Raw genomic sequence first — 24,636 nt, 5'->3', positions numbered from 1 at the left:
TATTTTCACTAATCTTCTCGATCATATTCTTTGCGATTATGGTTCGAGGATTAGTGATTGGCCAAATGCCGCTTTATGGATTGTCTGCAAATCGGTTGAAGACGCCGGGCCAATTCTGGCTTCATGCATTTGGGTTGGCTTGCTTCACTTTCATGTCCGCAGTCGCTGCGATTGCCATGTGGTGAAAGGGCGCGGCCTTCGCAAAGACCGCGCACCACAGGTTTACGTCATTCCGCCGTTCAGGCGGCGTCGCGGTCCTTGGCGGTGATCTCCACGAGCTGACCGCCATTGATGGCAATCTTCTTGGGCTTCATCGCTTCGGGCACTTCGCGCAGCAGGTCGATCACCAGCAGGCCGTCGGCTAAGTCGGCCTTTTCCACCCGCACGAAATCGGCGAGTTCGAACCGCCGCTCGAAGCTGCGGTTGGCGATGCCGACATGCAGATATTTGGACCGATCCGATGCCGACCCTTCATCCTTGCGACCGATCACCTGGAGCAGGTTCTGCTGCGCGGTGATGTCGATCTCGTCGGGACGAAAACCGGCCACGGCCAGCGTCACGCGATAGCGATCCTCCGACAGGCGCTCGATGTTGAACGGGGGATAATTGTCACCCTGGCTCAACCGGGCGTTGTTTTCGATCAGGTCGAACAGACGATCGAAACCGACGGTGGAACGACGATAGGGGGTAAGGTCAAATGCACGCATTGTCATAATCTCCCAAAGAGCAAAATGAACGGGCCGGACCCGAAACAGGCGTCCGGCGATAATGCGCCCAACCCCATAAGGCGGCTGGACAGCGTGGATATGGTTTTGACCCCGACGGTTTCAAGAGGGCGAAACGGGCATGGCGCGCGCGGAAAAATGCCGATCTTGGACCTTTTGTCCAATGGCGATCGTTGGGCGCGAAGGACAAATAAAAAGCGCCCGGATCGTGTTTTCACGATCCGGGCGCTTCATAGACGATTGCTCGTCTCCCCCTTGGTCTGCCTCAACCGCTTCTCAGCCCCCTAAGCTCGAAGCGGGATGCAGTATCCCTGAACCACGGCCTTTTACCTGTGCTTCTAGGGTCTTGCTATGACTGCGGCGGGCCGGAGTCACGGGCAAAATCGGGCGTCTGTGATTTTGCGGTGCGCCCTGTGGCCGTGATGCAACAATCTGGCAATGCTTGCCGTTCGGTCCCGCCATGCCTAGACGATCAGCCTATCCTTCCACAGAGGCCGTCCGCGCCACATGATTCTTTCCCGCTACGAACGCATGATCGCCAAGCGCTACCTTTTGCCCGGCAAGGGGGAAGGGTTCATCTTCCTCGTCGCCGGCATCAGCCTGGCCGCGGTGATGCTCGGCGTCGCCGCGCTCATCATCGTGATGAGCGTCATGAACGGCTTTCGCGCCGAACTGTTCGACAAGATCGTGGGCCTGAACGGCCATGCGGTGGTGCAGGGCTATGGCGGCCGCCTGCCTGACTGGCAGTCGGTGTTGGCGCAGGCGAGGGCGACGCCCGGCGTCACCAATGCCACGCCGATGATCGAACAGCCCCTGCTCGCGACCTTCAACGGCCGGGTGGAGGCCGTGCTGGTGCGCGGCATGACGGTGCCCGACATCCGTACCAACAAGACGCTCAAGGGCAAAGTGCTGGCCGGGACGCTCAACAATCTGACTGCCAATAGCAGCCGGATCGGCATCGGCTCGCGGCTGGCGGAAAATCTAGGCATCCAGTTGGGCGACAGCCTGACCATCATCAATCCGGCCGGTCGCTCGACCCCCTTCGGCACGGTGCCGCGCCAGGTCGCCTATCAGGTCGCCGCCATCTTCGAAGTCGGCGTCTATGATTATGACAAGGCGTTCGTCGTCATGCCGATGGAGGATGCGCAGACGCTGCTCCTGCTCGGCGACGTGGTTGGCATGATCGAAGTCGAAACCGTCGATGCCGATCGGGTCGGCCAGATATTGGAGCCACTCGCCGGCAAAGTCGCAGGGCGCGCCGTCGTCACCGACTGGCGACAGATGAACGCTTCGCTGTTCGAGGCGCTGGCTGTCGAGCGGATTGCGATGTTCGTCGTCCTATCGATCATCGTGTTGGTCGCCGTGTTCAATATCCTTTCCTCGCTCATCATGCTGGTCCGCGCCAAGACGCGCGACATCGCCATCCTGCGGACGATGGGGGCCAGCCGGATCGGTCTGGTCAAGATCTTCATGACCGTGGGTGTGACGATCGGCACGCTGGGCATGGTGGCTGGCATGATACTGGGCTTCACCTTCCTCTTCTTCCGCCAGGGGATCGTCAATGCGATCCAGTTCGTGACGGGTCAGAATCTCTGGGATCCCTCGATCCGCTTCCTGACCGAATTACCATCGCAGCCCGATCCGGTGGAGATTGCCACGATCTGCATCATGGCGCTGGTGTTCAGCTTCCTTGCTACCCTTTATCCGGCCTTCAAGGCCGCCAATACCGATCCGGTCCAGGTGCTGCGCTATGAATGACATATTGAAGGTCACGGGCCTCACCCGCAGCTTCACCCAGGGCGGCGTCACCATCGACGTGCTGCGCGGCGTCGACCTCAATGTGGGGCCGGGCGAGATCGTGGCTTTGCTTGGGCCATCGGGGTCGGGCAAATCGACCCTGCTCCAGGCCGTCGGCCTGCTGGAGGGTGGCTTCGATGGTTCGATCCGCATCGGCGGCGAGGAAGCGGCCAAGCTCGACAATGACGGCCGCACCCGCCTGCGTCGCGACGCATTGGGATTCGTTTATCAGTTCCACCATCTGCTGCCCGATTTCAACGCAACTGAAAATGTGATCCTGCCGCAGGTGATCCGCGACGTGGACATAGGTGCAGCCAAGACGCGTGCCGAATCGCTGCTGACCGCGCTTGGTCTCGGCCACCGGCTCGACCATCGCCCCAGCCAATTGTCAGGCGGCGAGCAGCAGCGCGTCGCCGTCGCCCGCGCGCTGGCCAACCGCCCCGCGCTGGTGCTGGCCGACGAACCGACCGGCAATCTGGACGAGCGCACCGCCGACATCGTGCTTGCGGAATTTTTAGGACTAGTCCGTGGCGAAGGCTCCGCCGCGCTGGTCGCCACGCACAATGAGCGGTTGGCGCAAAAGATGGACCGGGTGGTTCGCCTGCACGAAGGACGGCTGGAACAACATTAAGGCAAGGCGCGACACCAACAGGGATGTCGCGCCTTGTCTGTCACTGCGCCATCGCGGCCAGCTTCTCCGGGCCGATCGTCTGGACCGCAAACTTGAGTTCGTCGATATTGGCCATGGTGCCACTGGCTGACAGCATGAAGCGATTGGCAATGCTCGTCGCATATTTGCCATTGCGGCTTTCCTTATCCCAGCTTTCGTTGACCAACTGTCCATCGACCGTCTGGGTACGCTCATAGCCGGTCGATGTTTCTCGGTTGGACTGGACATTGAACGCTGCGCCGATCCCGGTCATCGCGCCCATCGCCGCCATGTCGATGATTTCCACCTTCATATCGTCGTCGCCTGCCTGATAGCGGGCGCTCGCTTGCGCGCCGCCAGCCATTCCCGCGCTTTCGATTTCGGTCCGCTCGAACCGACCGATTCGTTCAGGCAACAACGCCTGCAGCGCGGACGGGGACAGGGCGACGGCGGGCGCGCCGGTCTTGGCCGCGTCCTCCATCTTGCGCGCGGCTTCCTCCCTCTTTTTGCCGGCGGCGTCGAGTTTGCCGAGATCGACCGTGCCGACACCCGGAATGGTCATTTGCCCATCGACTGCGGAGTCCCCCACTGATGGCGCTGCAAATCGCGAAAAGGGCGCGGCGACGGCACCGGCAAGGAGGGACAGCAATATGGCGGCGACGATCGTCACGATCGTATAAGGCATGGCTTTGTCGGCTGGTGCCCGCATCAATCGTGGCAAGCCGAGATACAGGAGATAGAGGCTGTAGAGCCCCAATATACTCAATATGCCGAGCATCGGTAGCAGCAGGAATATTCCGGCCAGCCAACTTGCCGTCGCCGAATAGGCCGCCACCTTGACCGCCTTGATCATATCCTTCTGGCCGCCGAACCGGGGTGCCAGCAAGTTAATCAGCCAGGCCAGCACGAACAGGCCGATCAGTGAAAAGACATATTGGGCAATGGCGCTGCCAACGGCGCCGACCAGCGATGGCCGAAAGCTTATGCCAAGCGCGCCATAGCCGAACATCTGGCCACCAATCAGCCCGGCCAGCGGCGGTATCGCGGCCAGGATCATCGCATAGCCGATGAAGATGCTACCGACGCTGGCAGGTTCAGCGTCGATGACCTCCCATTCGCTTTTGGGTTTGAGCAATATGGATTTCGCCCTGTCGATCAGTCCGGGGGGCGTGGAAACCGGGTTCATGTCCGTCATGATGGCCTTCTCCCTGTTTGTGGCGGAATTTGACCAGCAGGACGCCCCGAAGGCAAGATCATTGTGCGATTTGGAAGAATGATGCGCAGGGGGCTGGCGTCGAATCGCGGCAGGTGCATATTGGGGCCATGCCTCATGCCGCTTTCGTTCCCCTCCGCATATTCTCCTCCTACACCATGCTGGAAGGCGCGATCGATCCCAAGGTCATCGCGAAACAGGCCAAGGCGCTGGGTTTTCCCGCCGCCGCCATCACCGACCGCAACGGCCTTTATGGCTCGATGGCCTTTTCCGATGCGTGCAAGAGCGACGGGGTGCAGCCGATCATCGGCGCCATGCTCGGCATCTTGCGGCCCGGCCGTCCGGCCAATGCGTCGGCGGTCCATGACTGGCTCGCCCTCTATGCGCAGGACGCGACGGGCTATGACAATCTCTGCGCGCTCGTTTCGATGGCGCATCTCGACCGTCCCCTGGAAGAAGTGCCTCATGTCGGCCTCGACGTGCTGGAAGGACGGACCGAAGGCTTGATCGCGCTGACCGCAGGCGGGGAGGGGGCGTTGGCACGCCTCTTTGCCGAGGATCAGCCCGACGCGGCTTTCGCCTATGCCGACCGGCTGCAGGCGCTATTTCCCGACCGGCTCTATGTCGAACTCTCCCGCCGTCTCGATCCCGTCGAAGGCAAGGCCGAGCCCCATCTTCTTGATCTCGCCTATGCGCGCGATTTGCCGCTGGTCGCCACCAACCCGACCTGTTTTACCGAGCCGCATTTCCACGCTGCGCATGATGTGATGCTGTGCATCGCGGACAGCGCCTATGTCGATATGCCCGACCGGCGGACCAGTTCGCCCGACGCCTGGATGAAGCCGACCGGCGAAATGAAGCGGCTGTTCGAGGATCTGCCCGAAGCGCTCGCCAATACGCTGGTCGTGGCGCAACGCTGCGCCGTCGCCGCGCCCAAGCGCAAGCCGATCCTTCCGAGCCTCGCTGGCGATATCGAGGGCGAGGCGCGGATGCTGCGCGACTTAGCGAGTGCGGGCCTTGACGCCCGGCTCGCCAAGCTGGGGATCATCGATAGCGCCGCCCGTCAGCCTTATCTCGACCGGCTCCAGTTCGAGACGGACATCATCATTCAGATGGGCTTTCCCGGCTATTTCCTGATCGTTGCCGACTTCATCAAATGGGCCAAGGATCATGATATTCCGGTGGGTCCGGGCCGTGGTTCGGGTGCCGGGTCGGTCGTGGCCTGGGCGCTGCTGATCACGGATCTCGATCCGCTGCAACTGGGGCTGCTGTTCGAACGCTTCCTGAACCCGGAACGTGTGTCGATGCCCGACTTCGACATCGATTTTTGCGAAACCCGGCGCGGCGAAGTCATCCGCTACGTCCAGCAGAAATATGGCGTCGATCATGTCGCGCAGATCATCACCTTCGGAAAGCTGAAGGCGCGCGCCGTTCTGAAGGATACCGGCCGCGTGCTCCAGATGAGCTACGGCCAGGTCGACCGTCTAGCCAAGCTGGTGCCCAACCACCCGACCGACCCCTGGACGCTGGAACGCTCGTTGAACGGCGTTGCCGAGTTCCGCGCCGAATATGACAATGACGCGCAGGTCAAACGGCTGATCGACTATGCGATGAAGCTGGAAGGCTTCCCCCGCCACAGCAGCACCCATGCCGCCGGCGTGGTGATCGGCGACCGGCCCTTGCAGCAGCTCGTGCCGCTCTATCGCGATCCTCGGTCCGACATGCCCGTGACCCAGTTCGACATGAAATATGTCGAGGGCGCTGGCCTTGTAAAGTTCGACTTTCTGGGGCTCAAGACGCTGTCGGTGCTGCAAAAAGCGGTCCAGCTTTTGGCGGCGCGCGGCGTGACGGTCGATCTCGATACGCTCGCCTGGGACGATAGCGCGGTTTACGACCTGCTCCAGCGTGGCGACACGGTCGGCGTGTTTCAGTTGGAATCCGAAGGCATGCGCAAGACGCTCGCCGCCGTCCGACCGACCAATTTCGGCGACATCATCGCGCTTGTCTCGCTCTACCGGCCTGGCCCAATGGACAATATTCCGATGTTCGGCCGCCGCAAGAACGGGCAGGAGGCGATCGAATATCCCCACATATTGCTGAAACCGATCCTCGAAGAAACCTATGGCATCTTCGTCTATCAGGAACAGGTGATGCAGGCAGCGCAGATATTGGCGGGCTACAGCCTTGGCGACGCCGACCTGTTGCGCCGCGCCATGGGCAAGAAGGTTAAGGCGGAGATGGACGCGCAGCGCTCGCGTTTCGTCGAGGGCTGCGCCGCCAAGAGTGACATTCCCAAGGCCAAGGCGAACGAACTGTTCGACTTGATCGACAAATTTGCAGGCTATGGTTTCAACAAGAGCCACGCCGCCGCCTATGCGTTGCTCGCCTATCAGACGGCCTGGCTTAAGGCGCATTATCCGGCGGAATTCTACGCCGGGTCGATGGCTTTCGATATCCATCTGACCGACAAGCTGACGATCTTCGTCGATGATATGCGCCGCATGGGGCTGACCTGCCTTGCGCCCGACATCAACCGAAGCCAGGCGGACTTTTCGGTCGAGGCTGTCCCTTATGAAGGCGAAGACCCGCGTTTGGGCTTTGCCGTGCGCTATGCGCTGGGTGGCCTCAAGGGCGTGGGCGAGAAGGCGATGGACCAGTTGGTCGCGGAGCGCGATGCGGCGGGGCCATTCAAATCGCTGGATGATTTCGCCGACCGTATCGAGCCGCGTCTGCTCAACCGGCGGCAGTTGGAAAGCCTGGCGGCGGCGGGGGCGTTCGATGATGTCCATCCCGACCGTGCGGGAGTCCATGCTGCCGCAGAAACGATCCTGGCCGTCGGCGTCAGCGCGGCGCAGGCGCGGGAGAGCGGGCAGGGTGGCCTGTTCGGCGACGTTGAGACGCCCCATGCTGATGTTCGCATTCCGCCGCATCAGGCCTGGACCGTGTCCGATCGCATGGCGCAGGAAAAGGAGGCGTTCGGCTTCTATTTCTCCGCCCATCCCGTCGATCGCTACCGCCATCTGGCCGACGCGCGCGGCGCGCGCAGCTATGGCGCGGTCTGTCAGCAGCCGGTGGGCATGCCCAACGAGGAAGGGCGCGTCATGACCATCATGGCGGCCATGGTGGAAGATGTGCGCTGGCGCGAAACCAAGCGCGGGGCGCGCTACGCCAACGCGACCTTCTCCGACAGTAGCGGCCAGTTTCAGGCCAGTTGTTTCGAGGAAGATGCATGCAAGGCGATCGAAGAACTGGCGCGCGACGGTGATTGCGCCCTGCTGGTTGTGGAACTGGACCGGCTACCGGGCGAGGAAACCCCGCGTGTTACTGTTCGCGGGGTGGAACCCTTCCGCCAGATCGCCAGTGCCTCACGCATGGAACTGACGGTCGATGTGGAAACGGCCGAGGCGGTTGCCAAGCTTGCCGAGATATTGGGGCAGGCCGAAGGCGGACGCAGCGAAATCTTCCTGCGCGCGCCGGTCAGCGATGGCCAGGCGGCGCGCGTCTTCCTGGGCGACAGGTTCAGCCTGGGGGCGGATCAGGTCGATGCGATCGGTGCGATCCGGGGTCTGACCATTCATCGCTTCGAGCGGATGGATGTGAAGGCGGACGGCTACAAGACGCGCACGCGCCGGTCGGGCATGCGGCTGGTCGGCTGATCAGAAGAGCCGCGGCTGCGCGCCTTCGGGTGGGTGGAACAGGTCGGTGCGCAAGGTCAGCCGATCGTCGCCAAAGCCCGCCTTCCGCCGCGCCTTGACGAAGCGGCTGCGGATCAGATCGGCCCATACCCCTTGGCCGCGCATTCTGATGCCGAAATTGGGATCATTGTCGCGCCCGCCGCGCAGGTCGCGGATGATGGCCATCACCTTGGCCGCGCGGTCGGGGTGATGCGCGTCGAGCCAGGCGCGAAACAGCGGCGCCACCTCATGTGGCAGGCGGACGAGGATATAGTTGATATCTCGCGCGCCTGCCGCTGCGACGCGGGCGACCACGCTTTCGATTTCATGGTCGTTGATGGCGGGGATGATCGGCGACATGTTGGCCGACACGGGAATGCCCGCCTGCGCCAGTTGCGCGATTGCTTCCAGTCGGCGTTCGGGATGGGGTGCGCGCGGTTCCAGCGTGCGGGCGACCTTGGGGTCGAGCGTGGTGATGGAGAGCATCACCGCCACCAGATTGTCACGCGCCAGGTCTGCAAGCAGGTCGATGTCGCGCAGGATGCGGTCGGACTTGGTCGTGATGAAGGTCGGGTGCTGCGTTTCGACGAGCACCTCCAGCACTTGCCGCGTGATCCGCCAATCCTTCTCGATCGGTTGATAGGGATCGGTATTGGTGCCCATCGCGATCGGCGCGACGCTGTAATTTTTCTTGCCCAGTTCGGCGCGCAGCAGGGCGGCGGCATCGGGCTTGGCGAACAGCTTGGTTTCGAAATCCAGCCCCGGCGAGAGGTCATGATAGGCATGGCTCGGCCGCGCATAACAATAGATGCAGCCATGTTCGCAGCCGCGATAGGCGTTGATCGATCGGTCGAAACCGATGTCGGGTGAGGCATTGCGGGCGATGATGGTGCGTGGTCGTTCGACCGTGACTTCGGTGCGGAGTCGCGGGAGTGCGCCTTCCAGCATGGCCAGATCGAGCCAGTCACCGTCTACCGCGCGCTGCGGCAGATTGAAGCGATGGCTTTCGCCATTGACGGTCGCGCCTCTGCCTTTTTCGATAGCCATCACGAAGATTAGAACAAATAAAGAACGATGGCAACGGGTCAGTAGAACAGCGGTTCGGACCAGGGCTGGCGTCACACGGACGGCGTCCCTATAGCTAGGGATATGGCATCAACCCAAAAGCACAAGACACCGGACAAGGTCCGCCCCGCGGGCTTCCCGACACGCGATCAGGTGATGGAATTCATCACCACATCGGACCAGCCCGCGGGCAAGCGCGAGATCGCCAAGGCCTTCGGCCTCAAGGGGCAGGAGAAGATCGCGCTCAAGGCGTTGCTCAAGGATATGGCTGACGAAGGGCTGATCGACCTTGGCCCGGCGCGCGCTTTTCACAAGCTGGGCGGGGTGCCCAAGGTTACAGTACTGCGGATCATCGATGTCGATGATACGACGCTGATCGCTACGCCCGAACGGTGGGAGGCAGAAGGCCAACCCGCGCCGCGCCTGCGCATCGTGGAGCGCGGCAAGCGCGGCGCGCTGACCATCGGCGATCGCATCTTGGCGCGGACCGAGGAAGCGGGGCGCGGCTGGGTCGCGCATCCGATGAAGAAGCTCGCCAAGGCGACCGAAATGCTGCTGGGCGTGGTCGAAGAGATGGCCGACGGCAAATTATGGCTGCGCCCGGTGGATAAGCGCATTCGCAAGGATACGCCGATCAGCGATGCCGGCACCGCCAAGAAGGGCGACCTCGTTCTGGCCGAGCCGTCCGGTCGTCCGCCGCGCATTTCGGCGCGGGTGACCGATATATTGGGCGACCCCTTCGCCCCGCGCAGCTTCAGCCTGATCGCCATTCACAAACATGGCATCCCCCATGTCTTTCCCGAAGCAACCGAGGAAGAGGCGCTGGTCGCCGCTGCCCTGCCGCTGCATGAGGAGAAGCGCGAAGACCTGCGCCATCTGCCGATCGTCGCGATCGATCCGGTGGATGCGCGCGATCATGATGATGCCGTGTGGGCGGAAGCGGACAGCGACCCGGACAATAGTGGTGGGTTTCGCGCGATCGTCGCGATTGCCGACGTCAGCTACTATGTACGCCCCGGCAGCGCGCTCGATCGCGAAGCACGCAAGCGCGGGAATAGCGTTTATTTTCCAGACCTTGTCGTGCCGATGCTGCCGCATCAGCTATCGTCGGACATGTGTTCGCTTCGGGCCGGACAGGACCGGGCGGCGATGGCGTGCCACCTGACCATCAATGCGCAGGGCAAGGTGACCGCCTGGCGCTTTAGTCGCGCGGTGATCCGCGTCGCGTCGGTCATGGCCTATGAGGATGCGCAGGCGGCGATCGACGGCACGGGCGAGCATGAATTGCTCGAAACGGCGCTCAAGCCGCTTTGGGCTTGCTGGGCCTTGTTGCACAAGGCGCGGCTGGCGCGTGAGCCATTGGCGCTCGACTTGCCCGAACGGCGGGTGGTGCTGGACGAATGGGGCAAGATCGTCAGCGTCGCTGTTCGCGAACGGTTGGACGCGCATATGCTGATCGAGGATTATATGATCGCCGCCAATGTCGCGGCGGCCAAAGCGCTGGAAGCGAAGAAGGCACCGGTCATGTACCGCGTCCATGAACCGCCAAGCCGGGACAAGCTGGTCGCGCTCAAGGAATATCTGGCGACCTTCGACATCGAATTTGCGTTGGGGCAGGTAATCCGGCCCGCGACCTTCAACCATCTGATCAAGCGGGTAGGGGAAGCGGAAGCGAAGCCGCAGATCATGGAGCAGATCCTCCGCAGCCAGACCCAGGCCTATTATAGCCCGCAGAATATGGGGCATTTCGGCTTGGCGCTTGGCTCCTATAGCCATTTCACCTCGCCGATCCGCCGCTATGCCGACCTGTTGGTCCATCGCGCGCTGGTCGGGGCTTATGGGCTGGAACTGCCCGCGCCCAAGGACGGGACCATCCCCGATCGATCCTCGCTGAGCCAGGAGGATTATGAGAATATGGGCAAGGTCGGCGAGATGATCTCCGGCCATGAACGGCGCGCGATGGAGGCCGAGCGCGATACGGTCGATCGCTATGTTGCCGCGTTCCTGGCCGCCCATGTCGGCGAGCTGGTCAAGGCGCGGATTACCGGGGTTCAGAATTTCGGCTTCTTCGCTACGGTCGATGGGCTGGGTGGTGACGGGCTAGTGCCGGTATCGACGATGGGAGCGGAACGCTTCTTCTATGATGAGGCGGGCAAGGCGCTGGAAGGGGTCGAGAGCGGCGATCGCTATACGGTCGGCCAGCGGCTGGAATTACGGCTGGCCGAAGCGGACCCGATCAACGGATCGCTACGCTTCGAATTGCCCGATCATCCCGCGCCGCGCGGCGGGCCGATGAAGCGCGACCGGACACGGCCGGGCAGCCATCGCGGGCGGCCGATCAACATCCGGCATGTGGGCGCGAAGCGGGGTAAGCATAAGCGGTAATTGGCAGCAGAGGCGTGTTTGCCCGTGCTGTGGTGGTTCGATCTCGACGTCGGGTTAGGGGCGTTTGGGTGGGAGATGGGTTCCCGCTTTCGCGGGAATGACGGGGAGGATCGAGTGTGCGCCTTTAGCTCAGGCGGTCGATCGATTCCGCGTCGAGCGCGCCGGGGATGACCATGATGGGGCAGGGCATTCGGCCCGCATCTGCTCCGGCGAAATGCGATACCAGAGGGCCGGGCGGGCCGCTGGCGGCAGCGCCCAATACCAGTGCGGCGACATCGTCCATTTCGTCGAGAGTTTCGCGCACGACAGCAACGGCTTCGCCCTGGCGCACGGTGATGCTGGGACGGATGCCGGATTCATCCATCAATGTTCCGGCTGCACTGGTTACCAGCGCCTCGGCGCGTTGCAGCGCTTCATCCTCCATGGTGGCCTGCACGCCGCCCCATTGGACGAACTCGGCCGGCGGGATCAGGGCGAGGATGCGGACGGTTCCGCCGGTCTTGGCTGCGCGTCGCGCGGCAAAGCGCAGCGCGGTTTCAGCCTCCGGCGATTCGTCCACGACAACCAGATATGCCCGCACTGAATATTGCCCCTGCAAAGATTTGATGGCCATGCCGTTCGGTCAATCGAACGGAACGAACCATAGGGGTGAAATGTGGGCCATAATCGGCTTTGGCGCAAGGCGTCCCTTGACCGTTCCGGCGAATGCGTGAAAACGAACAGCAAATGGCGCGTGCCGCATAATTGAAGAAGAGGCCCAGAACGCATGAGCAAGACGATCCAGATGCCCGCTTTGTCCCCCACCATGGAGGAAGGGACGCTGGCCAAATGGCTGGTCAAGGAAGGGGATACGGTATCGTCCGGCGATCTGCTGGCGGAAATCGAGACCGACAAGGCGACGATGGAGTTCGAAGCGGTCGATGAAGGCGTGATCGCCAAGATCCTGGTATCCGAAGGCTCCGAAGGCGTGAAAGTCGGCACCGTGATCGCGATCATCGCCGAAGAAGGTGAGGACGTCTCGACCGTCGCCGCCGGTGGTGGCGAAGCTGCGCCCAAGGCCGGGGCGGCACCTGCCAAGGCGGAAGCCGAAGCGCCTGCCGCAACGCCAAAGGCTGCGGCTGTGCCCGCCGCTGCTGCCCCCGCCGAGGGTCGGGTCAAGGCCAGCCCGCTCGCGCGCCGTCTGGCGCAGGACAAGGGCATCGATCTGGCGGCGGTCACCGGTTCCGGTCCCAATGGCCGCATCGTGAAGGGCGATCTGGACGGGGCCAAGGCTGGCACGGCCAAGTCGGCCGCGGCGCCTGCTGCCGCCCCCGCCGAAAAGGCTCCGGCGGTCCCGGCACCGACCGCGCCGACCGGCGCGCAGGATTTCGGCATTCCGCACGAGGTCGTCAAGCTGAGCGGCATGCGCAAGACGATCGCGCGCCGCTTGACCGAATCCAAGCAGCAAGTGCCGCACATCTATCTGACGGTCGATATCCAGCTCGACAAGCTGCTCAAACTGCGCGGCGAACTCAATGCGGGGCTTGCCAGCCGCAAGGTCAAGCTGTCGGTCAACGACCTGCTGATCAAGGCGCTCGGCGTGGCGCTGGCCGAAGTGCCCGAATGCAACGTCCAGTTTGCGGGCGACCAGATGCTGCAGTTCAAGCGCGCCGACATTTCGGTCGCGGTGTCGATCCCCGGTGGTCTCATCACCCCGATCATCACCGATGCCGGCAGCAAGGGCGTCGCCGCCATCTCCGACGCGATGAAGGATCTGGCCAGCCGCGCCAAGGACGGCAAGCTCAAGCCGGAAGAATATCAGGGCGGCACCGCCTCGCTCTCGAACATGGGCATGTTCGGCATCAAGCAGTTCGAGGCGGTCATCAACCCGCCCCAGGGCATGATCATGGCGATCGGCGCGGGCGAGAAGCGGCCGTTCGTGGTCGATGACAGCCTGCAGATCGCGACCGTCATGTCGGCCACCGGCAGCTTCGACCATCGCGCCATCGACGGCGCTGATGGGGCGCGGTTGATGAAGGCGTTCAAGGAATTGATCGAAAACCCGATCGGCATGTTGGCCTGATGCCGTTCGTTGACGAGCAGCCGCCGGAGCATCACCCGGCGGTGCGGGTCATCGCCATGCCCGCCGATACCAATCCCTATGGGGATATTTTCGGCGGTTGGCTGATGAGCCTGATGGATTCGGCGGCAGGATCGGTGGCTGCGCGCTACAGCCATGGCCGTGCCGTGACGATTGCGGTGGAGGGCATGACGTTCCTGCGTCCGGTCGTGGTCGGTGACGAGGTTTCGGTGTTCGCTACCCTCAAATCCGTTGGGCGCACGTCGATGAAGATTGCGGTAGAAGCGTGGCGTCGTGCGCGGCATGACGACCGATCCTATCGCGTTACCCAGGCGACCTTTACCTTCGTGGCGATCGGAGAGGATCGCCAGCCCCGTTCCGTTCCGCCGATCGCGGAAGCCTAATTACAAGAAGCGAGTGTGACCCATGGCTGATACCTACGATCTCATCGTCCTCGGCTCCGGCCCCGGCGGCTATGTTGCCGCGATCCGCGCTGCGCAGCTCGGCCTCAAGACGGCCATCGTCGAGCGCGAAAATCTGGGCGGCATCTGCCTCAACTGGGGCTGCATCCCGACCAAGGCGCTGCTGCGGTCGGCGGAGATTTTCCATTATATGCAGCATGCCAAGGATTATGGCCTGGCCGCGGACAATATCACGGCGGACATCGAAGCGGTGGTGAAGCGGTCGCGCGGCGTTGCCAAGCAGCTCAATCAGGGCGTCACCCACCTGATGAAGAAGAACAAGATCACCGTCCATATGGGCGATGGCAAGCTGGTGGCGAAGGGCAAGCTGTCCGTTACCAAGGATGGCAAGACCGAGGAACTGACGGCCAAGCATATCATCATCGCGACTGGTGCGCGCGCCCGCGACTTGCCGCAGCTCAAGGCCGACGGCAAGCGGGTGTGGACCTATCGCCACGCCATGACGCCGCCGGAAATGCCGACCAAGCTGCTGGTCATCGGGTCTGGCGCGATCGGTATCGAATTTGCGAGCTTCTACAACGACATGGGCGCGGACGTGACCGTGGTCGAGATGATGGACCGCATCGTCCCCGTCGAAGATGCCGATGTGTCCGCTTTCCTGGAAAAGGCGGTCAAGAAGCAGGGCATGACCGTGCTGACCGGGGCCAAGATCGAAAAGATCGCGACCGGTGACAAGGGCGTGACCGCGACGATCAAGGACAAGACGGGCAAGGCGATCGAAGCGGAATATAGCCATGTGATCGTCGCTATCGGCATCGTCCCCAATGTCGAAAATCTGGGTCTGGAAGAAGTCGGCGTCGAGCCGGACCAGCGTTTCCACGTCAAGACCGACGCCTATGGCCGCACCAATGTCGATGGCATCTGGGCGATCGGCGACGTGACGGCGCCGCCATGGCTGGCGCACAAGGCGAGCCATGAGGGCGTGATCGTCGCCGAGATGATCGCGCAGACGCTGGGCAACAAGGATGTCCATCCCCATGCGATGGACGTGCGCAACATTCCGGGCTGCACCTATTGCCACCCGCAGATCGCCAGCGTCGGCCTGACCGAAGCCAAGGCGAAGGAAGCGGGTTATGAGGTGAAGGTCGGCATGTTCCCCTTCATCGGCAATGGCAAGGCAATCGCGCTGGGCGAGGCCGAGGGCTTCACCAAGACTGTGTTCGACGCCAAGACCGGCGAATTGCTTGGCGCGCATATGATCGGCGCGGAAGTGACCGAGATGATCCAGGGCTATACGATCGGCAAGACGCTGGAGACGACCGAGGCGGAATTGATGCACACGGTCTTCCCGCATCCGACCATTTCGGAATCGATGCACGAAAGCGTGCTGGCCGCTTATGGGCGTGCGATCCATATCTGATCGCTGGACAGTTGGGAAAGGCGCGGGGGCTATGGTCCTCGCGCTTTTGTGCGTCGTCGCCATTGCGTGGATGCAGCGCGCGGGGTGGCTGGATAGCTTGAATGTCGGCCTGATGGGCGCGGCTGGCGAGGCGCGCGCTGGTGCCTGGGGCGGGCCATCCATTGCGCTAATGCGGCTGGCGACGGCGATCGGCGACACGATCGGTCGATTTGCGATATTGGCGGTGGTGTTTCCCCTTTTGCTGTGGTGGCGTCGGCGGGCCGATGCGCTGTGGCTGGCGCTGATGATGGCGGGGGGTACGGCGCTCAACCTGATCCTCAAACAGATATTCGCCGCGCCGCGCCCCGACCTGTTGCCGCATCTGGACATCGTGCAGAGTTACAGCTTTCCGAGCGGTCATGCGGCGGGCAATATGATGCTGTTCGGCGCGCTGGCGATGCTGGCCGGGCGGCGCAGCGTCTATTGGGCGGCTGGCGTGATGATCGTACTGATCGGTATCAGCCGGGTGTGGCTGGGCGTGCATTGGCCGAGCGACGTGCTGGCGGGTTGGGTCACCGGGTTCGGCTGGCTGCTGCTGTGCCGGGTGTGGTTACCAGCGCGGCGAGGGTAGCAGCAAGGCGCGGGTGAGGCTGTCATGCGGTGGCATGCCGTCGGTGGTGATGAAGCCATGGACCCAGAAACTGTCGAATAGCGTTGCGGCGGCGATGACGAGCAGCAGCAAGGCGGTCCCGGCGAACAGGCGCGGCGCGCCGCGTATCGCTCGGTCGGGTGAGAGCGCGATCAGGATCAGGGGCAGGATCGGCAGGAAATAGCGGCCCTGCGTCCCCTGAATATAGTCGGCACCCAATGGCGTGCCGGTCAGATACATGGCGGTTTCGATCAGCAGGGCGATGCCGCCCGCCACCGCCAGCCACCAGAGCCGTTGAGCGATGCCGAAACGTGCGCCTGTGCCCGTTGCCACGCCCGCGCCGATCATCAGCAGCGCCAGCGGATAGGCGATCAGCGGCAGCAGGATCGCATTCCAGCCGAAGCGGCCGACGATTTGCAGCGCATAGACGGGCGCGCGTTCGGTCACGCTGGAGATGAGGATGCGGACATAAGCCAGCGGATCGCGTAGGATGACGGCCAGTTGGTCGGCGAGCGGGGCGGTCATCATCGTCTCGCCGGTGCGGCGCGACTGGATATGGTAGAGCGCCTGGCTGCCGCCGGACCATTTCATCCAGAGGATGAAGCCGATGGCCCCCACCAACATCGCCCCGATCAGCAGCCATGGCCGATAGTCGCGCCGGTCCTGCGGCCAGCGCAGGCCTGCCGCCATGAGCGGGAGGTAGACGCCTTTGGCGAGGGCCAGAAGTGGGGCGGTGACGAACAATCCGGCGGCGCGGGCGGGGCTTGCGCCCATGAAGCCGATCCGCAGCGCCAGGACGAGGCCGAGAAAGCCGAGGCCATTGATGACCGCATCGGGCGAGAGTGATCCGGTCTGATAGGCGAAGGTCGGGAGCAGTGCGGTCGCGAGCAATGCATTGCGGCCGAAGGGCAGGCATTGCAGCGCGGCGATCAGCAGCAGCAGGCCGGTCGTCGCATTGACCAGGCGACCGACATAGAAGGCGTCGCGCCGCGACAGGTCGAGCGCATCGCCAAGATAGAGGCCGACCGCGCCGGGGGCATAGAGGGTTGGCGCGTAGCTGGCGACATTGGGAAAGTCGGCGAAGGCGGTGCCGGGCCGCTGCGCATCCGCGTCGTCGCTCCGTTCCAGCATGGCGCGATCGAAGCGGCGCAGCGTGGGCGGAACGTCGGTCAGGAAATCGACGGCGTGAAAGTCCACGGCTGCGCGCGGCAAGGTCGCGCCGATCAGATCGCCGCGCTGTTCGGTCAGGACGCGGCCTTCCGACAGCAGCAGCGCCTTCATATAATGCTGATTTTCGTCAGGCGCCTGGAAGGGGGGCGTGATCAGCGTGCAGAAGAGGGTGGCGATGGCGATGGCCGCCAGCAACAGCTTTTCCAGCCGGCTCCATGGCGCGGCCAGCAGCATGTCGGCGCTACGGGCACCCGTTCTAGTCCTGATCCGTTCGCTTCGCATCGCCGCCGCACTTTACCCTATGACCGCGATGCTAAAGCCCAGCCCTTAATATTTCCCGTCCGTAACTCAATTTTGCTGGGTTTGCCTAGCCGTCCTCTTCGATTGCCCGTTTGATCGGCGGGTGCAGCCGCAACCGGGTCACGCGCCGTCCGTCGCTGGCGAGGATTTCGAGTTTCCAGCCGCTTTGGTCGTGCATCAATATTTCGCCGGGTTCAGGCACACGGCCCGCGATGACGAAGGCGAGGCCGCCAAGCGTATCGACATCCTCGTCGATATCGCCCAGTTTCTCGTCGATTTCTTCGGCGACATCCTCCAGTTCGGCGCGGGCGTCGGCTTCCCACAGGCCGTCTTCCAGCGGGACCAGCATCGCTTCGGGCGCATCGTCATGCTCATCCTCGACCTCGCCGACGATTTCCTCGACCAGATCCTCGAAGGTCAATAGCCCCTCGGTGCCCGAATATTCGTCCAATACGATGGCCAGATGTGTGCGCTTGGCGCGCATTTCGGCGAGCAGGTCGAGCGCACCCATGCTTTCAGGCACATAGAGCGGCTGGCGGATCAGCGGTTCGAGCGTTTCCGGCACCGGGTCTTTGCCCGCCAATATGGCGAAGGCGTCGCGGATATGGACCATGCCGACGATGGTATCGAGCGTGTCGCGATAGACCGGGATGCGGCTATGGCCCGCCTCGGCGAACAGCGCGGCGAGATCGGCGAAACTTGCTTTCTCCTCGATCGCGATAATGTCGGCGCGGGGCACGGCGACGTCGTCGACCGTATGTTCGGAAAAATGGAGGAGGTTGCGGACCATCTGCCGCTCGATCGCCGACAGGTCGCCCTTGGTCGGCGGCGCTGCGCCGACTTCCTCGCTATCCTCGTCATATTCGTCGAGCGCTTCTTCCAGTTCCTGTCGCAGGCTGGTGGATTCGCCATCGCCGAACAGGAGCGACTTGATGCCGCTCCATAAGCCGCCGTCGTTACTACTGTCCGATTCCTTGGAACCGTTGCCGTCCTTCGGGCTGCCCTCAGCCATAGTTAGTCCTAATCCCCTGTCATCATGCGATCCCCATAGGGATCGGGAAGTCCGAGACTGGCCAGCGCGGCGATTTCCAACGCTTCCATGGCCTGCGCCTCATTGTCGTCCATATGATCATATCCGAGCAAATGAAAAGTCCCGTGTATCATCAAATGCACGGCATGATCGGCGATGGAGATGCCCTTTTCGGCCGCTTCGGCGGCGCAGACGCCTTCGGCCAGCACGATGTCGCCGAGCAGGACTTCGCCATCGTCGGTGTTGGCGGTGCCTTGCAACAGGTCGGCCTGCACCATCGGAAAGGACAGGACGTTGGTCGGCTTGTCCTTGTCGCGATAGGCGCGGTTCAACTCATGCACTTCGGCGTCGCTGGTCAGCTTGACCGCGATTTCATACAGGGCCTGATCGGTCGCGAAGGCGGCATAGGGACTGTGGGCGATGGCGGCGGCGACAGCGTTTTGGGCGAGTTGTTCCCAGTCCGCACCAGGCCAGCCATCTTCGTGGAGGAGAGCGACTTCAATCATGATATGCCTTGCTTTCCGTTCGGGCTGAGCGAAGTCGAAGCCCGTGCCAGAGCGAAGCGAAGGCGCCTCGCTCTGCTCGGCCGGGCATTTCGACTTCGCTCAGTGCGAACGGACGAGTATGTCGTTTACGCATCCGGCCCCTCATAGGCCTGGACGATGCGCCCGACGACGGGGTGGCGGACGACATCGCCGATGCCGAAGGGCACCATGGCGATGCCCTCGACACCTTCGAGCCGCGCGACCGCGTCGGCCAGGCCCGATGCGCCCGGTTGGGGCAGATCGACCTGCTTGGGATCGCCGCAAACGACCATGCGGCTGCCCTCGCCGAAGCGGGTGAGGAACATCTTCATCTGCGCGATGGTGGTGTTCTGCGCTTCGTCCAGCACGATGAAGGCGTTGGCGAGGGTACGGCCGCGCATGAAGGCAAGCGGCGCGATCTCGATCTCGCCGCTTGCGATGCGCCGTTCGACCTGCTCGGCCGGGAGCGTGTCGTAGAGCGCGTCGTAGATCGGGCGGAGATAAGGATCGACCTTCTCCTTCATGTCGCCGGGCAGGAAGCCCAGCCGCTCGCCCGCCTCGACCGCAGGACGCGACAGGATCAGCTTGTCCACCGTGCCGGTGATAAGCTGGCTGACCGCCTGCGCGACGGCGAGATAGGTTTTGCCGGTGCCTGCTGGCCCAAGCGCGAAGATGATGTCGTTGCGGTTCAGCGCCTCCATATAGGTGACCTGGGTGGCCGAACGCGGGACGATCGTCTTCTTGCGGGTGCGGATCATCACCGTGGGCGGTTCGGCGACATCGTGGCGGATGATGCCGTCCAGCGTCGGTTCGGACGACATGGCGATAACCGCCTCGACCGCGCCGGTATCGATCTGCTGCCCCGCGACGATGCGGTTGTAGAGGCCGGTCATGACGTCGCGCGCGCGGGCGGCGGCCTGCGCCTCGCCCTCTATCTGCAGCTTGTTGCCGCGTGCCGCGATGTAGACGCCCAGCCGATTTTCGATCGCGACGAGATTGCGGTCATATTGGCCAAACAACGTGCCGAGCAGATGCGGCTTGTCGAAGGTGACTTCGAGTTTTGCGCGTTCGGCGACTTCGCTGCGATGGTGGGGGTTCGGTTTCTTGCCCATGGTCAGCCTCCCTTGCTCGTCATGCATCTCGTGAAGATCCGTCCCAGTGGGAGATCGGGGAGATGGCGTCCCGCCCATGCGGGAATGACGAGGCTTTGGTTCAAGCGGCTTTCCTCCTGCTATACTCGCCGGCCAGACTATTGGGACCGGCGCTGATGATATCGACTTCGATGAGGTCGCCGATCGCGCTGTCGGGCGCGGTGACGTGGACGGACTGGAGCCAGGGCGTTTTGCCGATCAACTGACCGGGATAACGGCCTTTGCGCTCCAGCAAGATATCAGTGCGGCGACCCACGGTGGCGCTGTTGAACGCAACCTGATGGCGGTTGATCGCGGCCTGCAGCCGGGCGAGGCGTTCGTCCATGACGGGGGCGGGGACTTGACCCTCCATGTCGGCGGCAGGGGTGCCGGGGCGGGGGCTATATTTGAACGAATAGCATTGGGCATAGCCGACCGCATCGACGATGCGTAGCGTATCTTCGAACTCCGCATCAGTCTCGCCGGGAAAGCCGACGATGAAGTCACCCGACAGGGCGATGTCGGGCCGCACGGCGCGGACCCGGTCGAGGAGGCGCAGATAGCTCGCCACATCATGGCTGCGGTTCATGGCCTTGAGGATGCGGTCATTGCCCGACTGTACCGGCAGATGGAGGAAGGGCATTAGCTTGGCACAATCTCCATGCGCGGCAATGAGGCCGTCGCTCATGTCGTTGGGGTGGCTGGTGGTGTAGCGGATGCGATGGAGGCCGGGCAGTTCGGCCAATCCGCGCACCAGCCCGTCCATGCCCTGCATGCGGCCCTTATCATCCTCGCCCGACCAAGCGTTGACGTTCTGGCCCAGCAGGGTGATTTCCTTCACGCCGCCATCGACCAGCGCCTTGGCTTCGTCGAGAATAGCAGTCCACGACCGGCTGATCTCCGCCCCGCGGGTGTAGGGCACGACGCAGTAGGTGCAGAATTTGTCGCACCCTTCCATGATGGTGAGGAAGGCGGTTGGGCGTGCCTGCTTGGTGCGGGCGGGCAGCGCGCCGAATTTGGATGCCGCGGGCATGTCGGTATCGACGGCCTCTTCCCCGCGTCCGGCCTTTTCGATCAGGTCGGGCAGGCGGTGATAGGCTTGCGGGCCGACGACGATATCGACGGTCATGGCGCGGCGGCTGATCTCGCTGCCTTCGGCTTGCGCGACGCAGCCTGCGACAGCGATCATCGGGCGGCTGCCGTCTTCGCGGGTCATGCGGCCAATGTCGGAATAGACCTTGTCCACCGCCTTTTCGCGGATGTGGCAGGTGTTGAGGATGACCAGATCGGCATCCGTCCCGTCCGCCGCCGCCGTCATTCCCTGCGCGCCAAGCATCTCGGCCATGCGCTCGCCATCATAGACGTTCATCTGGCAACCGAAGGATTTGACGTGGAAGGTGGCAGGCGCTTTGGGGGCATCGGTACGATTCATGACCACCAGCTATATAGAGGGCGGGACAGAAGCGAAAGGGCGCTGGTGCAGGGCGATACTTGCGGCGATCGCGTCGCGCGCGGTGGCTGCAATGGCTTTGCGATCGGCGCAGCTTGCCGGGTCGAAGGGCGCCAGGAAGCGGAGCGTCACGACGAGCGGCCCCTTGTGTCCAAGCACACGCCAGGCGTTGGTGCCTGCCGGTTCGTCGCCATGCCAGGCGATCTCACCGGTCGCTGCGCCATAGTCGATATGCACCGGCTGGATCAGCACGGCGCGGGGCGGTGGTAGCAGGACGGCGAGCAGCGAGGGTTTGAACGGCAGCAGGCCGCTGCCGTCGCTGGTGGTGCCTTCGGGAAAGAGCGCGACCGGCTGATGCCCTTGCATCGCGGCGCGCAGCGCATCGAGTTGATGGGACAGAGCGCCGCGCCGTTCGCGGGCGACGAACAGCGTGTTGTTCTGGGCGGCGAGCCAACCGATCACCGGCCAGCGTGCGATGCCGTCATGCGCAACGAAGGCTGCGCCGGTTGAGCCGCCGAGTGCCAATATGTCGATCCAGCTGACATGGTTGGCGAGCAGAACCATGTCGCCGTCATGCGGCTGCCCCGCACGCTCGACGCGCGCGCCGATTGCGCGCGCCGCCAGCGCCAGGAAGCAGCGAGGCCAGGGTGAGCGTTGCCGGGTCAGCTTCCAGAGCAGATGGGGGATAAGACAGGCAAGCAGGCTGGCGACCAGCGCTGCGATGCGGGCTGTGCGGCGGACAGGCGCCAGCGTCAGTTCTTCCGTTCCAGGGCTACGCCGTACAATTCCATGCGATGGTCGACCAGTCGGAAGCCGAGCTTCTCGGCAATCTGCTTTTGCAGCTGCTCCAGTTCGGGGTCGACAAATTCGATGACATTGCCGGTTTCGACATCGATCAGATGGTCATGATGGGATTCCGGCGCCGCTTCGTAGCGGGCGCGGCCATCGCCAAAATCATGCCGTTCCAAAATGCCCGCTTCCTCGAATAAGCGAACGGTACGGTAGACGGTGGCGATCGAGATGCCGGGATCGATCATCGCGGACCGTTTATGCAGTTCCTCGACATCGGGATGATCCATGGCGTCGCTCAACACCTGAGCGATCACGCGCCGTTGTTCGGTGATGCGAAGGCCTTTTTCATGGCACAGGGCTTCGACGTCGATCTTGCGGTTCATGAAGGCTCGCTCAAATGGAAAGTCCGGGGAAAGACCCATTGCCTAGCGGCTTTTACGCGGACAGGAAAGGCCAGATACAGGAAAGGGGCGCATCGTCGATGCGCCCCTGGCTTCCCTTATTCATGCGGGCAAAGACTTACTTTGCGACGCGAGTGGTCCGGCGGCGCTTGGTGCCCAGACCGATCTTCTTCGCCAGATTGCGGCGCTGTTCGGCATAATTGGGGGCGACCATAGGATAGTCGGCCGGCAGACCCCACTTGGCGCGGTAATCGTCCGGGGTCATCTGATAATGGGTCATAAGATGGCGCTTGAGCATCTTGAGCTTCTTGCCATCTTCCAGACAGATGATGAAGTCAGGCTTGATCGAAGAGCGAACCGAGACGGCAGGCTCCGGCTTGACTTCAGGCGCGGCGACCGGCTCGTTGAGCGCCGACAATGCACCATGTACATTCTGGATCAGCGTGGCGACGTCGGAGACGGCGACGCTATTGTTGGAGACATGTGCGGCGACGATGTCGGACGTCAAAGTAATGAGCAGTTCGCTCTGTGCCGATTCGGTTTCCATTTTTCTATTTCCTACGAAGGCTTTTTATAATGCGACCCGCCGGTGGAAATGGATTTCTGCAGCGGTAGGTTTCCGCTAGACGGTATAGCCTCATTTCGCAAGGGGCTATAGGCTCATATCCGCATGTCAATACGAAAGCTCAGAGCATCATGAAGTTGTCCATCATTGCCGCGATAGTAACCGGGGCGACGATGCACATATTCGAAGCCGGTTTTTTCGTATAGTTTTATGGCGTTATTTGAGGAACGTACTTCCAGGTTCATCGATGTGATGCCCCTACGGCGCGCACGCATCAAACTGTCGCGCAACAGCGCTTCGCCAACACCGCGACCGCGCCACAAGGGGTCGACCGCGAGCAACAACAGTTCGCATTCGTCCAAGACGGATCGCACCAAGGCAAAGCCCGACGGCGCGGCATCGATCCGCACGACTGTCAGCCAAGTGCCTGGCATTAACATGACGCCTGCGAGTTGTGCAGAGGTCCAGGCCTCCCCGAAAACCGGATCGAAGGCGGCGTCCATGACCGTCATGGCGTCGGCAATGGCGTTGCGTTCGCCTTCATCATAGGTGTCGAAGATCAGCTCTGGCATCATGATGCTGCGCGCTCCGCGATCGTCTTGGCATCGGCGCCCCGGCCGTAGAGGGGCGTCGAGGGCAGGGGGGGCAGGTCAGCGATCAACGGATAGTCGGCCGCATCGGGATAGAGGGTCAGCGCTGCGCCTGCGCCGCGCGCGGTGACTAGCGCCTCGGCCCCTGTGCCATAGATGACGGGCGCGCTGATCTGATCCGCGAGGAGGACGATGGGCGTGGATTGGACCGGGCCGGTCGCGGTCATGCCGTCGCTGGTGAAGGCTTGCCAGAAAAGCTCACCATGACCGCCGGTGATAGTGACGATGATCGGATCGTCGCCCTGATGCCGTCGCGCGGCGCTGGCGGCGATGATCGACGGGGCGCTGTAACCATGGAGCGGGAGCGCCCAGGCCAAAGCCAGCGCGCGCGCGGCGGCGATGCCGATCCGGACGCCGGTGAAACTGCCCGGCCCAACATCCACCGCGATGGCGTCGGCGCGTCCGCCGTCGGGCAGGGCAGCGATGGCCGGCAGCAAGGCTTCGGCATGGCCGCGCCCGACGATTTCATGATGGCGGCCGATCAGCGCGCCGTCTTCCAGCAACGCCACGGACAAGGCCTGTGTCGCAGTGTCGATCACCAGCAGGCGCAAAGGATACTCCCGTTAGGTTCCGCAAAAGAGCGGATT

22 protein-coding genes are annotated in these 24,636 nt (G+C 63.0%); 8 read left to right on the top strand and 14 right to left on the bottom strand.

The genetic code is table 11. The annotated features are described in order from the left end of the window. Positions 1-239 precede the first annotated feature (239 nt). The gene (locus ACZ2HM_RS05310) at positions 240-713 is read right to left on the bottom strand and encodes an Hsp20 family protein (RefSeq protein ID WP_171899275.1); all 474 of its coding nucleotides are present in this window, start codon (positions 711-713) and stop codon (positions 240-242) included. A gap of 519 nt (positions 714-1,232) precedes the next feature. On the opposite strand from ACZ2HM_RS05310, the gene ACZ2HM_RS05305 reads away from it, so the two are divergent. Beyond that, positions 1,233-2,483, top strand: coding sequence for a lipoprotein-releasing ABC transporter permease subunit (locus tag ACZ2HM_RS05305; RefSeq protein ID WP_037474611.1), 1,251 nt, complete (start codon positions 1,233-1,235; stop codon positions 2,481-2,483). Then, the gene (locus ACZ2HM_RS05300; RefSeq protein WP_037474606.1) at positions 2,476-3,153 is read left to right on the top strand and encodes an ABC transporter ATP-binding protein; all 678 of its coding nucleotides are present in this window, start codon (positions 2,476-2,478) and stop codon (positions 3,151-3,153) included. The genes ACZ2HM_RS05305 and ACZ2HM_RS05300 overlap by 8 nt, the downstream gene beginning before the upstream one ends. Before the next feature lie 40 nt (positions 3,154-3,193). On the opposite strand, the gene ACZ2HM_RS05295 is transcribed toward ACZ2HM_RS05300, so the two are convergent. Further along, a complete protein-coding gene (locus tag ACZ2HM_RS05295; protein WP_470426422.1) occupies positions 3,194-4,366 on the bottom strand; it encodes a Yip1 family protein in 1,173 nt (390 codons plus the stop codon). 128 nt (positions 4,367-4,494) lie between these two features. On the opposite strand from ACZ2HM_RS05295, the gene dnaE reads away from it, so the two are divergent. Continuing rightward, positions 4,495-8,040 carry a DNA polymerase III subunit alpha gene (gene dnaE, locus ACZ2HM_RS05290; RefSeq protein ID WP_037474602.1) on the top strand — a complete coding sequence of 1,182 codons (3,546 nt, stop codon included), beginning with the start codon at positions 4,495-4,497 and terminating at the stop codon, positions 8,038-8,040. Here the strand turns inward: dnaE and ACZ2HM_RS05285 are convergent, their stop codons facing one another. After that, on the bottom strand, positions 8,041-9,105 hold the full coding sequence (locus tag ACZ2HM_RS05285) for a PA0069 family radical SAM protein (protein ID WP_470426421.1): 1,065 nt from the start codon (positions 9,103-9,105) through the stop codon (positions 8,041-8,043). 102 nt (positions 9,106-9,207) lie between these two features. Between ACZ2HM_RS05285 and rnr the strand changes: the two genes are divergently transcribed. After that, positions 9,208-11,508 (top strand): ribonuclease R, encoded by a 2,301-nt coding sequence (gene rnr / locus ACZ2HM_RS05280; protein ID WP_470426420.1) that lies wholly within the window; start codon positions 9,208-9,210, stop codon positions 11,506-11,508. Positions 11,509-11,632: 124 nt separating this feature from the next. Here the strand turns inward: rnr and ACZ2HM_RS05275 are convergent, their stop codons facing one another. Then, positions 11,633-12,088, bottom strand: coding sequence for a universal stress protein (locus ACZ2HM_RS05275; RefSeq protein WP_069067086.1), 456 nt, complete (start codon positions 12,086-12,088; stop codon positions 11,633-11,635). 186 nt (positions 12,089-12,274) lie between these two features. Between ACZ2HM_RS05275 and ACZ2HM_RS05270 the strand changes: the two genes are divergently transcribed. Genes ACZ2HM_RS05270 through ACZ2HM_RS05255 form a run of 4 tightly spaced genes read left to right on the top strand, consistent with a single transcriptional unit; the run spans position 12,275 to position 16,019 of the window. Beyond that, complete coding sequence (locus ACZ2HM_RS05270) at positions 12,275-13,570, top strand: pyruvate dehydrogenase complex dihydrolipoamide acetyltransferase (protein WP_037474589.1); 1,296 nt, start codon at positions 12,275-12,277, stop codon at positions 13,568-13,570. Then, positions 13,570-13,971 carry an acyl-CoA thioesterase gene (locus tag ACZ2HM_RS05265; RefSeq protein WP_037474587.1) on the top strand — a complete coding sequence of 134 codons (402 nt, stop codon included), beginning with the start codon at positions 13,570-13,572 and terminating at the stop codon, positions 13,969-13,971. Before ACZ2HM_RS05270 ends, ACZ2HM_RS05265 begins: the two co-directional genes overlap by 1 nt. A 22-nt stretch (positions 13,972-13,993) precedes the next feature. Further along, positions 13,994-15,409 carry a dihydrolipoyl dehydrogenase gene (gene lpdA / locus ACZ2HM_RS05260; RefSeq protein ID WP_037474584.1) on the top strand — a complete coding sequence of 472 codons (1,416 nt, stop codon included), beginning with the start codon at positions 13,994-13,996 and terminating at the stop codon, positions 15,407-15,409. Further along, positions 15,387-16,019 (top strand): phosphatase PAP2 family protein, encoded by a 633-nt coding sequence (locus ACZ2HM_RS05255; RefSeq protein ID WP_470426419.1) that lies wholly within the window; start codon positions 15,387-15,389, stop codon positions 16,017-16,019. The genes lpdA and ACZ2HM_RS05255 overlap by 23 nt, the downstream gene beginning before the upstream one ends. On the opposite strand, the gene ACZ2HM_RS05250 is transcribed toward ACZ2HM_RS05255, so the two are convergent. From ACZ2HM_RS05250 to tsaB, 10 genes are all read right to left on the bottom strand, one after another. Next, positions 15,999-17,489: a DUF2142 domain-containing protein gene (locus ACZ2HM_RS05250; RefSeq protein ID WP_470426418.1), complete on the bottom strand. Its 1,491-nt coding sequence runs from the start codon at positions 17,487-17,489 to the stop codon at positions 15,999-16,001. The genes ACZ2HM_RS05255 and ACZ2HM_RS05250 overlap by 21 nt on opposite strands. A gap of 85 nt (positions 17,490-17,574) precedes the next feature. Continuing rightward, positions 17,575-18,519 carry a hemolysin family protein gene (locus tag ACZ2HM_RS05245; RefSeq protein WP_096060652.1) on the bottom strand — a complete coding sequence of 315 codons (945 nt, stop codon included), beginning with the start codon at positions 18,517-18,519 and terminating at the stop codon, positions 17,575-17,577. 8 nt (positions 18,520-18,527) lie between these two features. Continuing rightward, entirely contained in the window at positions 18,528-19,043 is a 516-nt protein-coding gene (gene ybeY / locus ACZ2HM_RS05240) for an rRNA maturation RNase YbeY (RefSeq protein WP_470426417.1), read from the bottom strand. A 125-nt stretch (positions 19,044-19,168) separates the two neighbouring features. After that, entirely contained in the window at positions 19,169-20,173 is a 1,005-nt protein-coding gene (locus tag ACZ2HM_RS05235; protein ID WP_313924248.1) for a PhoH family protein, read from the bottom strand. A 100-nt stretch (positions 20,174-20,273) separates the two neighbouring features. Further along, positions 20,274-21,623 (bottom strand): tRNA (N6-isopentenyl adenosine(37)-C2)-methylthiotransferase MiaB, encoded by a 1,350-nt coding sequence (gene miaB / locus ACZ2HM_RS05230; RefSeq protein WP_470426416.1) that lies wholly within the window; start codon positions 21,621-21,623, stop codon positions 20,274-20,276. Between the two features lie 9 nt (positions 21,624-21,632). Then, a complete protein-coding gene (locus ACZ2HM_RS05225; RefSeq protein ID WP_470426801.1) occupies positions 21,633-22,391 on the bottom strand; it encodes a lysophospholipid acyltransferase family protein in 759 nt (252 codons plus the stop codon). Positions 22,392-22,393: 2 nt separating this feature from the next. Continuing rightward, complete coding sequence (locus tag ACZ2HM_RS05220; protein ID WP_037474568.1) at positions 22,394-22,816, bottom strand: Fur family transcriptional regulator; 423 nt, start codon at positions 22,814-22,816, stop codon at positions 22,394-22,396. 136 nt (positions 22,817-22,952) lie between these two features. Continuing rightward, positions 22,953-23,381, bottom strand: coding sequence for a Ros/MucR family transcriptional regulator (locus ACZ2HM_RS05215; protein WP_037474566.1), 429 nt, complete (start codon positions 23,379-23,381; stop codon positions 22,953-22,955). A 113-nt stretch (positions 23,382-23,494) separates the two neighbouring features. After that, complete coding sequence (locus tag ACZ2HM_RS05210; protein ID WP_470426415.1) at positions 23,495-23,974, bottom strand: GNAT family N-acetyltransferase; 480 nt, start codon at positions 23,972-23,974, stop codon at positions 23,495-23,497. Continuing rightward, positions 23,971-24,600 carry a tRNA (adenosine(37)-N6)-threonylcarbamoyltransferase complex dimerization subunit type 1 TsaB gene (tsaB, locus tag ACZ2HM_RS05205; protein WP_470426414.1) on the bottom strand — a complete coding sequence of 210 codons (630 nt, stop codon included), beginning with the start codon at positions 24,598-24,600 and terminating at the stop codon, positions 23,971-23,973. The genes ACZ2HM_RS05210 and tsaB overlap by 4 nt, the downstream gene beginning before the upstream one ends. Between the last annotated feature and the right edge of the window lie 36 nt (positions 24,601-24,636).

This window comes from Sphingobium sp. KKT206, assembly GCF_055640555.1.
This window is presented reverse-complemented; position numbering and strand designations above follow the sequence as displayed.

Bases quoted from the DNA above. Each gene is read 5' to 3' on its own strand.
- ACZ2HM_RS05255 (WP_470426419.1), top strand. From the start codon at position 15,387: ATGGGCGTGCGATCCATATCTGATCGCTGGACAGTTGGGAAAGGCGCG.
- ACZ2HM_RS05245 (WP_096060652.1), bottom strand. From the start codon at position 18,519: ATGGCTGAGGGCAGCCCGAAGGACGGCAACGGTTCCAAGGAATCGGAC.
- ACZ2HM_RS05250 (WP_470426418.1), bottom strand. From the start codon at position 17,489: ATGCGAAGCGAACGGATCAGGACTAGAACGGGTGCCCGTAGCGCCGAC.
- ACZ2HM_RS05305 (WP_037474611.1), top strand. From the start codon at position 1,233: ATGATTCTTTCCCGCTACGAACGCATGATCGCCAAGCGCTACCTTTTG.
- ACZ2HM_RS05210 (WP_470426415.1), bottom strand. From the start codon at position 23,974: ATGATGCCAGAGCTGATCTTCGACACCTATGATGAAGGCGAACGCAAC.
- miaB (WP_470426416.1), bottom strand. From the start codon at position 21,623: ATGAATCGTACCGATGCCCCCAAAGCGCCTGCCACCTTCCACGTCAAA.
- ACZ2HM_RS05310 (WP_171899275.1), bottom strand. From the start codon at position 713: ATGACAATGCGTGCATTTGACCTTACCCCCTATCGTCGTTCCACCGTC.
- ACZ2HM_RS05300 (WP_037474606.1), top strand. From the start codon at position 2,476: ATGAATGACATATTGAAGGTCACGGGCCTCACCCGCAGCTTCACCCAG.
- ACZ2HM_RS05215 (WP_037474566.1), bottom strand. From the start codon at position 23,381: ATGGAAACCGAATCGGCACAGAGCGAACTGCTCATTACTTTGACGTCC.
- rnr (WP_470426420.1), top strand. From the start codon at position 9,208: ATGGCATCAACCCAAAAGCACAAGACACCGGACAAGGTCCGCCCCGCG.
- ACZ2HM_RS05270 (WP_037474589.1), top strand. From the start codon at position 12,275: ATGAGCAAGACGATCCAGATGCCCGCTTTGTCCCCCACCATGGAGGAA.
- ybeY (WP_470426417.1), bottom strand. From the start codon at position 19,043: ATGATTGAAGTCGCTCTCCTCCACGAAGATGGCTGGCCTGGTGCGGAC.
- ACZ2HM_RS05220 (WP_037474568.1), bottom strand. From the start codon at position 22,816: ATGAACCGCAAGATCGACGTCGAAGCCCTGTGCCATGAAAAAGGCCTT.
- ACZ2HM_RS05235 (WP_313924248.1), bottom strand. From the start codon at position 20,173: ATGGGCAAGAAACCGAACCCCCACCATCGCAGCGAAGTCGCCGAACGC.
- ACZ2HM_RS05265 (WP_037474587.1), top strand. From the start codon at position 13,570: ATGCCGTTCGTTGACGAGCAGCCGCCGGAGCATCACCCGGCGGTGCGG.
- ACZ2HM_RS05295 (WP_470426422.1), bottom strand. From the start codon at position 4,366: ATGACGGACATGAACCCGGTTTCCACGCCCCCCGGACTGATCGACAGG.
- ACZ2HM_RS05285 (WP_470426421.1), bottom strand. From the start codon at position 9,105: ATGGCTATCGAAAAAGGCAGAGGCGCGACCGTCAATGGCGAAAGCCAT.
- lpdA (WP_037474584.1), top strand. From the start codon at position 13,994: ATGGCTGATACCTACGATCTCATCGTCCTCGGCTCCGGCCCCGGCGGC.
- dnaE (WP_037474602.1), top strand. From the start codon at position 4,495: ATGCCTCATGCCGCTTTCGTTCCCCTCCGCATATTCTCCTCCTACACC.